Raw genomic sequence first — 12,698 nt, 5'->3', positions numbered from 1 at the left:
GTTTGACGGCTCTTTCGCGTCGTTGGTCGCTAGCGCCAGCGGGCGGCGCCGCGCCCGTGGTAGCCTCGCGCAACAGGGAGGCACCCATGAAGATCGAGCTCGAAGGCTTCGACGAGATCCCGCCGGCAGAGATCATCTGTGAGAATTGCGGGCACCAGATGACGGTCCCGTTCAATCAGATCAGGCCAGGCGGCCGCTTCACGTGCCAGGCGTGTGGAGCGGTCTACGAGGGGAAGGAGCCGTCAGACGACCTGTCGTAGCCGGCGCGTGCCGGTACTGGATTTTGACGCCGCTCGCGCGCATGGAGCGCTGCTTCTCTGGGGAGGCGGCGAGGTAGCGCCGCTCCCAATCGGGGTCTAGCCACACATACGTGTAGAAGTCGGGCGGGCGCGCACCCTCATCGCCGGGCGCAGTTGCGTCATTCTCGATGCACCGCATCATCGGATTCCTCGGGGTTGTGATCGCCGACTGGGCGAGACTCGCGTGGCGGCGGTCACGGTGGCAGACGGGGCGTGAGGCGAGCGTATCGGGGCGCCTTACGTCTTGTCGTCCCACCCAGTCACAACGCCGTTGTCGAGTGTGACCCTGAGCGCGTACCGGTTGATGCCCGTCTGGCCGTACTTGTAGACGTGCTTCGTTTTGGTCTTGAGGACCTTCTCGTCGATGTCCTCCGGCGAACCCTTCGAATGCGTCAGCATTTCCGCGGTCATGCCGACCCACAGCTCGCCACGGTGGATGCGTGCGGCCAAGTCAGGGCCAAAGCGTCCACAGAGCTGGTTCCACCGCTGCTGCTCCCTGGCAGCTTGTTCCGCAGCGTGACGCGCCGCTTCGGCGGCCGCCGCCTCTTGCTCTGCGCGGCGTCTCGCTTCGGCAGCCCGCAGTTCGACGCGCCGCTTCACCCACCCGTAGATGAACGCGAAAACGAAGATGGCGGGGACGCCGAGGATCTCGTACGGGAAGTCCATCGGCAGTGGACGATATCGTCCGGCGCCCCGGCGAGCAATCTGGAGCCCGTGCCATCTACGGGCGCCGCATCGCTAGCCGAAGATGCGGCTAGCATCGCGATGCCGATCGACCCAGCGGTGCACCTTGCTCACATTGGCCGACCGAAGGTGGACAGGTGGGATATAGACAGCGAGCGGGCGCTACGTGTGGCTCATGCACCGGATCGACCGTCAAGGCGGACCGGGGCCCATTGCTCAAAATTGAGCACTACCGCCGCGCTGCCCTCGACCCACCGGACACGGTCTGCGCAGGGCTGCCGCGCTGCCTTCCCGCCACCGGAAACGGTCCGGGAAAGGCTGCCGCGCTGCCCTCGACCCACCGGACACGGTCTGCGCAGGGCTGCCGCGCTGCCTTCCCGCCACCGGAAACGGTCCGGGAAAGGCTGCCGCGCTGCCTTCCCGCCACCGAAAACGGTCCGAGCAGGGCTGCCGCGCTGCCCTCGACCCACCGGACACGGTCCGGGAAAGGCTGCCGCGCTGCCCTGGACCCACCGGACACGGTCTGAACAGGTTCGCTGAGCTCGTCCTCCGGGACCGGAACCGCTCCTGGCAGGGCTGCCGCGCTGCCCACGCGCAAGCTCACGAGCTCGGGCGGCCTGTCGTCAGGATCTTGCCAGGCGCGTTGACGCATGGAGACGCGTCGTTATGCCTGGCCGGAACGTCCGGCGCGCGCCGGGCGCTCATAACAACGTCCATCGCGGGGGGTAGAGGGCGTGTCCATTCCTGTCCTCCACGGCTCGGCGATGGAGACAAGCGAGAGGTGATCCCCTCATGGCGAAATCTTCTTCGGTCAAGAAAAAGCCCGCTCCCAAGAAGCCCTCGGCCCCGCCCCAGGCGGCGGCGGCCTTCGACAAGGCGCTTCCCGAGATCGAGGCCCTGCGCCCGGACCGGCTCATCCCCCTGAACCTCGACGTGCCCCGCGTGGTCTCCCAGGTGCTCGGCGTGCTGCCCGGTCTCCGCGCGCTGCGCCCCGCCGTCGCGGAGCACCTGCCGACATTCGATATCACGCTGCTCGACCGGCTCGAGACCTACGCGCTCGCCGCGTGGTACGCGCACCTCCTGTGGCTCGCCACCGGAGATGCCGAGAGCGCGGTGAAGCCGCTGCTCGCCGAGGCGGCGCCGCTGCGCGAGAACCTGCTCGGCGACGCCGAGGCGCTCGCCCGACGCGGCCTGCTCGACGCAGAGGCGGTCGCGGACATCCGCGCGGGGCAAGGGCACATCGACACGGCGAACGACCTCGTGGCGCTCTCGGCGCTCTTCAGCGCGAGCTGGTCCGAGATCGCCGGCAGGACGGCGGCGACCGAGGAGGAGGTGAAGCGCGCCGGGGAGGTCGGGCCGCAGCTGCTCGCGGCCCTCGGAATCAGGGAGCACGGCAAGGGACCCGGGCCGACCGAGGCCGCGGACAAGCGGGCGCGCGCCTTCTCGCTGCTCGTCCACGCCTACGACCAGGTCCGCCGCGCCGTCGCCTACCTGCGCTGGGACGAGGAGGACGCCGACGTGATCGCCCCGTCGCTCTACAAGGGGCGCACGGGCCGCGCGACGCCGTCGACCGACACCGACACCGCGACAGCGCCGCCGGACGAGGCGCCGGCTGGGCCGGCGGCGCCGCCCGGCCCGCCAGCGCCCGTCACGCCGGCCGGCACGGCCGCGCCGCTGGCCCCCGGCGGCGTGCCGTCCGGCACGGCGACCCCGCCGGCTCCCGGCGCCGCGCCCAACGGCGCGCCGGCCGTGGGCTAACCCCTCCCCAGACCGCGTCCGACGCCGGAGCCAAGCTCAGCTCGCCCGCCCGGGCCGCCTCCGGTTCCCGGAGGGCCGCTCGACCGGTCCATGACGATCGCCCAGCTGCGACCAAGGGCGCCCCCGGCCCCTGCGCCGGCGGTGCGTTTCCACAAACGGACCGGGAAAGCTCCCCGCAATTCTAGATATGAGCAGATCCCGCGACGACATCTGGAACTCCATTCACGCTGCCGCGACGGAGGTTCTCCCCCGGTTGCTGCGACTCCTGGGGGTCGCCGAGGCCGACGTCGATGACCTGCAGCAGGAGGTCCTGCTCGCGGCGTACAAGAGCCTCGACCGTTTCCACCCCGACTGGACCCCGACGCATCGCGAGACCCCCTCCGCCGCCGGCCCGCCACGCATGCAGGGCCAGCGCCAGCGGCGCAGCCCTGAAGCCCGATGGGTGATCGGGATCGCGTTGAACAAGGTCAGCCATCACCTGGACCGCGCCCACCGCCGCCGCGAGGTGCCGGCCGGCTTGCACCTGGTGTCGCAGCGCCAAGCGGTCGACCCCGCGCCGAGCGGCGAGGAGCACCTCGCGAACCGAGAGCGGCTGGAGCTCGCGACCGAGGTGCTCGACACGCTCGATCCCGAACGGCGGGTCCTCCTCGTCATGTACGAGGCCTACGAGGTGCCGCTCGTCGACATCGCCCGCGAGCTCGGCCTCAAATACAACACCGCCAGCAACCGGCTTCGCCTCGCCCGCGACGACTACCGCGCCGCCGTGGAGCGGCTGCGCCCGGAGCAGCGCCAGGCGCTGCGCGCCTTCTGGCTCCCGTTTCCTCTGGCGTCGGGCTTCCTGGCGCAGGAGCACGACGCGGAGGCGCCGGCATCGCCAGCCCAGGCGCCGCCGTCCCCCGCGCTGCCCGCGTCGCGACCGCCGGCATCCACACCCCGTGCGCCAGCACCGCCGCTGGCTGCGCCCTCGATCCTGCGACGCAGCTCGGTGCGGATCGCCCGAGCTCTCGGGTGGGCGGCGGCGGGCGCGGTCGCGACGGCGGCCGCGCAGCTCGCCCTGACGCCGCCGCCGCCGCGCTGGGCTCACCGCTTCGGGGCGGCGCTGCGCGAGCTGCCCGCGCGCGGCGCCTCCCTCGCAGCGACCGCGCCGCAGCCGGCGCCGGAGCCGCTGGCCGTCGCTCCGGCAACCGAGGCGCTGCACCGGCCCTGCCGTCCCGCTCCGCGGGCGTTGCCGCCGGCCGGCGGGCGGGAGGACGCGTTCGTGGAGGAACGCCGGCTGCTGGACGCAGCGCAGGAGCGCCTCTCCGCCGGCGACCCCGCCGGGACGCTCCGGCAGCTCGACGCGCACGAGGAGCGCTTTCCCCTCGGCCGGCTGACGTCCATCCGCGAGCGGCTCCGCACGCTCGTCCGGACACGCTTCGCCGCCCCACCGGAGCAGGGCGCGCCTGAAAGGGAGCCGTCGCGATGAGCAGGCCCAGGGCTCGACCGGAGCTCGGCAGGCGGCCTCTCCGCTGCGCCGCCGGAGCGCTCCGGGGCGCGCGACGCCCGGCACGCGCCGCCGCCCTGGCCGTCATGGTCCTGCTCTGCGCCGCGGAGGCGCGCGCCGCGCCGGAGCCGCCTGCGGTGCGGATCGAGGTCCAGCGAGGGCCCGGCGCCGAGGGCTGCCCCGACGAGACGTTCCTGGGTGCGGAGGTCGCGCGCAGGCTCGGGGCCGACCCGTTCGAGGACGACGCGCCGCGCGCGCTCACGATCCACATCGCGCGGGAGGGACCCGAGCTCACGGCCTCGCTGGCGCTGCGCGACCGCGAGGGGAAAACCCAGTGGGCCTACGGGTTCAGCACCCGGAGCGGCTGCGAGGAGCTGCTGTCCGGCGTGGCCCTCGCGATCGCGGCACAGCTCCTCGGCGCGCCGGAGCAGGCGGCTCCGTCGCCCGAGCTGTCGCCGCCGTCCGGGTCCTCGCCGCCGTCGGGGTCCTCGCCGCCGTCCGGGTCCTCGCCGCCGCCCGCGTCCTCGCCGCCGCCCACGCCCTCGGCGCCGTCACCGCAAGCCCGGCGCGTCGCGCCGGATCCGCCACGGCCGACCGAGCCGGGCGGGGCGCCGCCGCGGCCAGAGCCACCGGCGGCTGCGCCGGAGCGGCTGCGCCTGGAAGCCGGGCTCGGAGCGAGCCTGAGCCTCGGGATCACGCCGGGAGCTGCGACCGGAATGACGCTGTCCTTCGGCGTTCGCCGGTCCGACTGGTCGATCGCCGTGGAAGGGCGAGGGCTCGTTTCCCTGGACAGGGTGGTGGCAGGCACACCCCTGGGCACCACGGCTATCACGGCGGCCACGCTGGCTTGCTACCGCGGCGGCCCGCTGTTCGGATGCGGGCTCGCCACCCTCGGCGCCGTCCGATTCACCCCTCGGGACCCATGGACCATGAGCCCGCGCAGCGACGCCCTCTTCGGCTTCGGGGCGCGCCTCGGTGCCGAGTGGCCCCTCTCCCGCAGGTGGTCCGCGCAGGTTTACGCCGAGTCAGCCTGGATCGTGAACGAGGCGGCGCTCAAGCGCGCAGCCCACGACAGGGCGACGCCAGCGCCGCTCCGCTGGACGTCATCGCCGCTCGGCGCGGCCTTCGGGTTGAGCGTCACGGCCACCTACTGAAGGGACCTGAGAAATGAGTCTGCCACGAGCATCTGGAGAGAATCTTTAAAGGGTCCCGGGAATGACAAACACAGCTGATAACTGGAGCGGACCTGCCTATTGTGGAGATGCAGAGACACCTCATAAGCTGCTCGACATGCGCATCCGCTCCGCTTCGTTGATGGGCCTCCTCTTGCTCCTGGGCTGCGGCGAAACTCCGACCATCTACGGTCCCTGTCAGCCGAGCGAGTACGGCTACCCGGGCTGCCCCTGGCCCGAGGCGGGCCCAGGAGATGCCGGAGACGCAGGCGACACCGGGGGTGGCGGTGCCGGCGGTGCCGGCGGCGGCGGTGCCGGCGGCGGCGAGGAGCAGGCCTGCGCCGGCGATTGCATCCCGCCGGCGCCGCTCGGCTGGTTCGGCCCGGTGCTGCTCTGGTTCGGCCCGCCGGACCAGGCGCCGGGCTGCCCCGCCGCCGCGCCGAACGTCGGCTACGAGGGCTTCGCCGACCTGGCGCCGGAGCCGCTCGCCTGCGCGGCTTGCCGGTGCGACCCGCCGGACGCGGCGACGGCGTCGTGCCAGCTCCCGCTCCGCTGGTCCGCTCACACGGCGACGACGTGCGCCGGCGAGGCCTCCGGCGCCGTCGTGACCTCCTTCGCGGCGCCCGAGGCCTGGAACGGCGCCTGCACCGCCGTGAACGCGATCCCCGCCGGTCAGGACTGCGGCGGGCAGCCGTGCGTGCAGGCGCTCTCGGTCGACGCGCCGGCCGTGCTGGTGACCGGCGCGTGCACGCCCAGGGTCGACGAGCCGCCGCCGCCGGCCCGCCTCGATCCTTGGCGAACGCGCGCGCTCGCCTGCCTGCCCGGCGCTTACACCGAGTGCCCGGGCGACCGGAGCACCTGCATGCCCTCGCCGGAGCAGCCCGGGGTCCCGCCGCCCGGCGGCTTCCTGACCTGCGTGTTCCACGAGGGCGACGTGACGTGCGAGGAGCCCTACCTCGATCGCCACGTCTTCTACGGCGGCGCCGACGACACCCGCGGCTGCTCCGCGTGCGGCTGCGGGGCGCCCGAGGGCGCGTCGTGCACGATCATGGCCTCGGTCTACAGCGACGGCGCGTGCGCGGACCAGGTCGCATCCAGCCTCGTCAGCTCGATGGCGTCGTTCTGCGTCGTCACGCCGCCCGGGGTCGCCCTCGGCAGCAAGTCGGCCGAGCTCGTGGCCGTCGACCCCGGCGGCTGCGCCCCGAGCGGCGGCGAGCCGGTCGGCGAGATGCTGCCGGCCGAGCCGTCGACGTTCTGCTGCCAGGCATAGGGCTGCACGGCCGCCGCCGCGTCCGCGCGGTCAGCCGCCGCGCCGGCGCAGCTCGGCCTCGAGCTCGGCGATGCGCCGCTCCGCCGACGCGCGGGCGGCCTGCTCGGCCTCCGCGCGCCGGCGCTCGGCCTCCTCGGGGGTGAGGACGAGCTCCGCACCGTCGTGGGTGCGGGCGAGCCGAAGCGCCGCCGGCTGGCCCGCGGCCGGGACGACGACCCAGTGCAGATCGAGCACCGTGCACGGGCTGCGCTCCCCCTCGACGACCCGCTCGACCAGATCGCCGTCGATGCGATCCCAGACCCGCAGCCGCTCCCCGGGCGCGGCCTCGGGGTCGAACGCGACGAGCTCCAGCACGCCGAGCTCGTGGTACTTGCCGAGCTTCTCCGCCCAGATCTGCGGATCCGCGTCGTGCTCGCTCACGATCTCGACCGCGAGCTCGGGGGCCCCGCGCTCCCACATCTTCCAGGAGCCGAACGGCGTGTCCGGGGTGCCGAGCCGGACGAACGCGTCCGGCGCAAGGCACCGGCTCGGGTCGGACGCGGACCAGTAGACGAACTGGCTGGATCCGATCGCTGCTCGATCCGAGAAGGCCTTGAGCACGAGATAGAGCAGCGTCCTGATCTCGAGGTGGCGCTTGGTCTCCGGCACGAGCGCCTCTTCCGGGAAGTGGAGTGGGGACGGCGCGCGAACGTGACGGAGACGACGCGCGTGCGCGGCGGGTTGCATGGGGGGAGTATAGCCTCCCCCGGTCATACCATGCGGAGCCGCCATCGCCGGGACGGCTCGAACGGTCACGCCCAGATGCGCCCGCCTCGAAAGGGGGGCTCCCCGGACGCGTCGCGCTCCCGGAACAGGTGCTTACCAGGTCCGCCGCGCCGCCGCCTACCTGCGCTGGACGCCGATCGCCACTGACGATGTTCTCGGGCTCCAGATCGCGGTGCGTGGTCCCCGGCGCGTCACAGGACTCCGCTCGTACCGGCACGGTCGCCTGAAGCCGTGACATGCCACGCCCTCGAACCGTGACATGTCACGCCCTCGAACCGTGACATGTCACGCCCTCGAACCGTGACATGCCACACCCGATACCCTGCTGGCCTTCCCGCAAACCGAGGACGTCGCTACACTGCCTCTCACCATGAGACAGCTTCTCGGTGCATCTTCAATCCTTCTCTTCTCGATCCTCGCGGCCTGCGGCGAGTCCGGCGAGCCCCCCGCTGACCCGGGCGAGAGCGGCTCCGGCGGCGACAGCCTCGGTGGCGGAATCGACCCCGATGGCGGCTTCGATCTCACCCCCTGCCGCGACCTCCCGTCGGCCGCCATGACCGTCGACTTCTCGGGCGACGGCGAGCGCCTGCTCGTCGGCGATACGCTCGGTACGAGCGCGATCGACACGCGGACGTGGGCCGTCGAGCGCACCGCGGCGGATCACCGCGGCACGGTCTACGGCGCCGCTCTCTCGTCGGACGGCCGCGTGGCCGCGAGCTTCGGAGAGGACGAGGTCGTGCGAATCTGGGACGCCCCGTCCGGCAAGCGCCTCGCCGAGAGCCCGACGATCGCCGGCATCACCGCGTTCGCCCGCTCCGAGGAGGGCGGCGTCATCCTGGTCGGGTTCGGCGACGGCACCGTCAAGGCGCTCGACCCCGCCTCCTGGGAGGAGCGCTGGTCGGTCGACGTCGGCGAAGGCCCTGTCGCGCCCCTGATCGCGTCGCCGCGCGGCAGCCTCTTCGCTCTCGGCAAGGACCGCGGCACCCAGCTCCGCGACGCCAGGGACGGGACGCTCGTCGGGGAGACGACCTTCGGCGACCGCGTGGGCGCCTTCTCCCCCGACGGGACGCGCTTCGCTTGGGCCGAGGACGACGACGTGATCGTCTTCGAGGCCAAGGAGGGTATCCCGGAGCGCGCGGAGGTGCGGGCGCGCGACGTCGTGCAGGCCCTCGCGCTGGGCCCTGACACCGGCGCCGTCTACGTCGCCCACCCGAGCCACATCGAGCGGCTCGCCCTCGAGGGCGGCGCGGTCGAGATGGAGTATCCCGCCGGGTTCTCGCCGCGCCAGCTCGCCGTGTCCCCCGACGGCTCGCGCCTCGCGGTCGCGGCGCAGAGCCTCCACATCTACGACACCGGCTCGGGCGAGGTCATCTACGAGCGGTTCGCCAACGGCTTCGTCTGGAGCCACGACCTGGACAGGACACGACCCTACGTCGCGTTCGCGGGCGTGGGGCAGCCCGCCGAGGTGTGGGACTACGAGACGGGCGTCCGCTTGCGCGTCTTTCCGAGGCCGCCTGGCAACCAGCACCTCGTCGCCTTCCACCCTTCCGGCGAGCTGCTCATCAACCATGACGGCGTCGGTCGCTACTACGACCTCGAGAAGGGCGATCCGACGCGGACCGTCACCTATGAGACGGACGAAGACCTGCCCACGACCTCGTCCTCGGACCCCGAGTGGTCGGGAGACCTCAGGATGTCCCCCGACGGCACGCTGATGCTCGGCACCCATGACGCCAACACGAGGGGGATCTTCCGGGTATTCGACGCCGCGACCGGCGCGCGCGTCGCCACCTTCCCCGGCTTCGAGGGCAATCAAACAGCCTGGGTCTGGTCTCCGGATCAAAGGCTCATCGCGGTCGCTGGGTTTGCCGCGAGCGACGACTCCACCATTCCCACGACGTACACGGGCATCGCCGTCCGCATCCACGACGCGGCGACGCGCGAGGTGCTCCACGAGCTCGTCGGCCACGAGCACCCGGTGCGGACGCTCGCCTTCTTCCCCGACAATCAACGCATCGCCACCGCCGACGAGCAGGGCAGCATCCGCTTCTGGGACCTCGAGACCGGCGAGCTGATCGAGGAGTTCCTCGAGCGGAGCCGCGGCGGCGCGGGCGACATCGACATCCACGACGGCGAGATCGCCCTCTCGCCCGACGGCCGCTACCTGGCGAGCGCGGCGGCGAACTGGGGCCTCACACCCGGCCACACGGGCACGATCACGATCTTCGACATCGAGAAGCATGAGCCTGTTCGTCGCCTGTACTCCTTCGCCGAGGCGAACATGGGGAACGTGAGCTTCTCCCCCGACGCGCGTCACGTCATCGTGGGCGGGGTCCCCGGCGTGCGCGTGTATTGCCTCGGTGACTCCCCCGCGTCTCCCTCTCCTGCTCCCCCGCCGCGCTGAGACGGCGTAGCCGACGATGGCCCCTCGTCGTCGAGGGCTCCGTAGGAAGCCGGGGAGCGCCGCCGAAGTCGCCGTCGCGGCCCCGCTCGCCTACGCCGTGTCGCGCTCCCGGAACAGGCGCCTACCAGGTCCGCCGCGCCGCCGCCTGCTGCGCGCGGCCCCCCCACGCGCCGCCGTGGCGACCCGCTCAGTAGGGCGTCGCGCAGACGTTGTAGCCGCACCCGTGGACGAGAAAGGCGCCGGCGACGGCGTTCCGCACCCCCCCGAAGGTCGCGACCGCCGCCCCCGTCTCGATGTCGTAGAAGACGCCGTCGCCGCGCGAGTAGAAGACCGTCGCCGAGACCGGCTGAATCCCGTAGTAGTCCTCGGTGCTGTACTCGATGCGGACGGGGAGCCTCGGCAGCGACGGCGTGCCGACGACGTTGCCCAGCTCGTCGTAGATCGTCGATGCCTTGTAGTTCCAGCGAGCCGTGTTGCGATCCTGGACGTAGGTCTGGACGAGCACGCGGGTATCGTCGATCCAGCCGACCGCGCAGCCGGGCACCGCGTTGACGAGCGCGCTGCCCTCGTAGATCTGCGTGAACCCGCAGCCATCCTCGGCGAGATCATCGGTCACGACGAAGTGGCGGCCGTCGGGGGAGACGAACGGCGTCGGCGCACGCCTGGTGTCCTGGAAAACCACCGATTCGCCCGACCAGTCGCTCACGATGCGCTCGTGCATGGTGGTGCTCGAGTAGTAGGTGCGACCGAGCACGGCGCCGTCGAGGGACATCGAGAAGTCCCTCACCCACACGTCGCGCGACAGCGAGGCGCGCTCCTCGCCGTCCGGCAGGGAGAAGAGCCGGAGAGAGTAGTCCACGACGCTCGACCGGGCGCCATAGGCACGCGCCGCGAGCAGGCTGCCGTCCGCCGAGAGCATCACCTTTTCGGTGAGGAACGGGATGGCCGCCCAGGGCCCGGCGTCGAGCGCGGCCGTGTCGTAGATGAAGATCTTCCCCGAACCCGTCGCGACGGCCGCATGCCCCGATCGAGCGCCTCCGAGGGCGGTGACCCTGCCGCAGCCGAGCAGCCCCGGATCCTCCGGATCGGCGAGGATGCCCTTCAGCGAGATCACGCCGGACGCGCTCGAGGCCACCCAGCGCAGGTCCTGGTCGATGTGGATGCTGGTGTTGTCGATCATCGGCATGTCGTGCTCGCTCCGGGTCACCTCGGCGCCGCCCAGATCGATGACGTCGAGCTCCGGCCATTCTCCGCGGATCATGCCGAGCGCGCGCTCGTTCGGCACGAGCTTGTACTCGCTCCCGTAGGCGTACTCGGCGGCCGGGCCGGCGCCGCCCCCGACGCGATAGATCGTGAGCGGGTAGCCCGATCTGTCGTCCTCGAAGATCCAGAAGTAGTCGCGCGTCCCCCCGAGATTACGGGTCGACGGCAGGTTGACGATGCTCTCCTGGGTCGCGGCCTTCGAGTACACGCGCACCGTGGTGCCGGTGGTGGTGAGAAACCGCTCTCCATCTTGGAACCAGGCGTGGAACGTGCCCGAGAAGGCGGGGGTGACCGTGGGAGGCGAGCCGTCGGCGGGGAGCACGGTGACGCCCAGATTGGTCGCTGCGATGCGCAGCGCGTCCGGCGCCGCGTAGACGGCGCCATGGTAGCTCGCCGCCACGGACCAGCGCTCGACCCCCGCGGTGCTCCAGAGGGTGATGATGTTGCCAGAATCCCTGCGCGTCCAGACGTAGCTCCCGTCGGTCGCGAGCCCCGCCTCGTCGTACTCCGCGGTGACGGAGGCCAGCAGGGACCCGTCGGCGGCGCTGCGCAGCTCGAAGGCGTGCTGAGGGTCCGTCTGGATCAGCACGATGTCTCCGCGGAGCTCCACGCCCCCCGGCAGCTCGCGCGGCGGGGCTCCTGACATCGGATCATCGAAGAAGGTGCCGCCCGGCGCGTGGCCGTCGGCGATCGCGGCGCGGGCGTCCGTATCCCAGAGGATCCAGCGATCGTAGTCCCAGCCCAGGACGCGGTTTCCGGAGAGGAAGAGCCGGGAGAGGCTTTTGTGGTGACCGAGATCGAGAAAGGCATTCGGAGAGCCGAGCGCCAGGCGGCCAGTGCCGCACGGGCCCAGGGCGGCGCCGGAGCCGCCGGCGCCGCCACCGCCGCCGAGGCCGCCGGCGCCGCCGAGGCCGCCATCACCGCCGGCGCCGCCATCACCGCCGAGGCCGCCACCGCCGCCGGTGCCGCCGGCGCCTCCGAGGCCGCCATCACCGCCGGCGCCGCCATCACCGCCGAGGCCGCCGGTGCCGCCGGTGCCGCCGGTGCCGCCACCACCGCCGAGGCCGCCATCACCGCCGAGGCCGCCATCACCGCCGAGGCCGCCACCGCCGCCGGTGCCGCCGAGGCCGCCACCACCGCCGGTGCCGCCAGCACCGCCAAGGCCGCCACCTCCGCCGATGCCGCCCTCCGCGCCGGTCGCCGTCCCGGGAGCAGCTCCGCCGGAGCCCCCTCCCCCCGCGTCGGAGCAACCGAGGAGAGCGACGAGAGATGCCGCGACAAGGTCGAGTCGTTTCATGTGCATGGTCTCATGGATGCCGCCGGTGCCATCCCCGTTCATCGCCGAGCCAGCGCGCGGCACGCGACGCGCGCGCGACGCGGGTTGCATGGGGGAGTAGACCCATCGTGGAAGGATGTCGACCGCGCCGCGGCGCGGGCAGAGGCGAGGTCGCTCACCACGGCCCCAAGCACGTGCGGGGAGCAGCCATCGCCGACGCAGCTCTAACGGTAAGGCCCAGATGCGCCCGCGCCGGAAGGGAGATCCCCTGACCCCTGCGCGCCGCGACGGCCTCCCTAGGACCAAGGTCCCATGGCGAGGCCC

At 72.4% G+C, this 12,698-nt stretch carries 9 protein-coding genes; 6 read left to right on the top strand and 3 right to left on the bottom strand.

Features of this window, described 5'->3' with window-relative positions; genetic code table 11:
* Positions 1 to 86 precede the first annotated feature (86 nt).
* Entirely contained in the window at positions 87 to 260 is a 174-nt protein-coding gene (locus WME83_RS13840) for a hypothetical protein (RefSeq protein ID WP_437319750.1), read from the top strand.
* 276 nt (positions 261 to 536) lie between these two features.
* Here the strand turns inward: WME83_RS13840 and WME83_RS13835 are convergent, their stop codons facing one another.
* Positions 537 to 965: a hypothetical protein gene (locus tag WME83_RS13835; protein ID WP_437319749.1), complete on the bottom strand. Its 429-nt coding sequence runs from the start codon at positions 963 to 965 to the stop codon at positions 537 to 539.
* A gap of 810 nt (positions 966 to 1,775) precedes the next feature.
* Between WME83_RS13835 and WME83_RS13830 the strand changes: the two genes are divergently transcribed.
* The 4 genes from WME83_RS13830 (at position 1,776) to WME83_RS13815 (ending at position 6,666) form a co-directional block, all read left to right on the top strand.
* Positions 1,776 to 2,741 carry a hypothetical protein gene (locus WME83_RS13830; RefSeq protein WP_437319748.1) on the top strand — a complete coding sequence of 322 codons (966 nt, stop codon included), beginning with the start codon at positions 1,776 to 1,778 and terminating at the stop codon, positions 2,739 to 2,741.
* A 253-nt stretch (positions 2,742 to 2,994) separates the two neighbouring features.
* Positions 2,995 to 4,206: an RNA polymerase sigma factor gene (locus WME83_RS13825; RefSeq protein WP_437319747.1), complete on the top strand. Its 1,212-nt coding sequence runs from the start codon at positions 2,995 to 2,997 to the stop codon at positions 4,204 to 4,206.
* Positions 4,203 to 5,378 (top strand): hypothetical protein, encoded by a 1,176-nt coding sequence (locus tag WME83_RS13820; protein ID WP_437319746.1) that lies wholly within the window; start codon positions 4,203 to 4,205, stop codon positions 5,376 to 5,378. The genes WME83_RS13825 and WME83_RS13820 overlap by 4 nt, the downstream gene beginning before the upstream one ends.
* Before the next feature lie 136 nt (positions 5,379 to 5,514).
* The gene (locus tag WME83_RS13815) at positions 5,515 to 6,666 is read left to right on the top strand and encodes a hypothetical protein (protein ID WP_437319745.1); all 1,152 of its coding nucleotides are present in this window, start codon (positions 5,515 to 5,517) and stop codon (positions 6,664 to 6,666) included.
* 30 nt (positions 6,667 to 6,696) lie between these two features.
* Here WME83_RS13815 and WME83_RS13810 read toward each other — a convergent pair whose 3' ends face one another.
* Positions 6,697 to 7,314 (bottom strand): Uma2 family endonuclease, encoded by a 618-nt coding sequence (locus WME83_RS13810; protein ID WP_437319744.1) that lies wholly within the window; start codon positions 7,312 to 7,314, stop codon positions 6,697 to 6,699.
* Positions 7,315 to 7,801: 487 nt separating this feature from the next.
* Between WME83_RS13810 and WME83_RS13805 the strand changes: the two genes are divergently transcribed.
* Entirely contained in the window at positions 7,802 to 9,835 is a 2,034-nt protein-coding gene (locus tag WME83_RS13805; protein ID WP_437319743.1) for a WD40 repeat domain-containing protein, read from the top strand.
* Between the two features lie 187 nt (positions 9,836 to 10,022).
* On the opposite strand, the gene WME83_RS13800 is transcribed toward WME83_RS13805, so the two are convergent.
* Positions 10,023 to 12,395, bottom strand: coding sequence for a hypothetical protein (locus tag WME83_RS13800; protein WP_437319742.1), 2,373 nt, complete (start codon positions 12,393 to 12,395; stop codon positions 10,023 to 10,025).
* Positions 12,396 to 12,698: the final 303 nt, after the last annotated feature.

Source organism: Sorangium sp. So ce385 (genome assembly GCF_051474135.1).
GTDB lineage: Bacteria > Myxococcota_A > Polyangia > Polyangiales > Polyangiaceae > Sorangium > Sorangium cellulosum_D.
The sequence above is the reverse complement of the archived record's forward strand: the minus strand, read 5'-3'. Positions and strand labels throughout refer to the sequence as shown.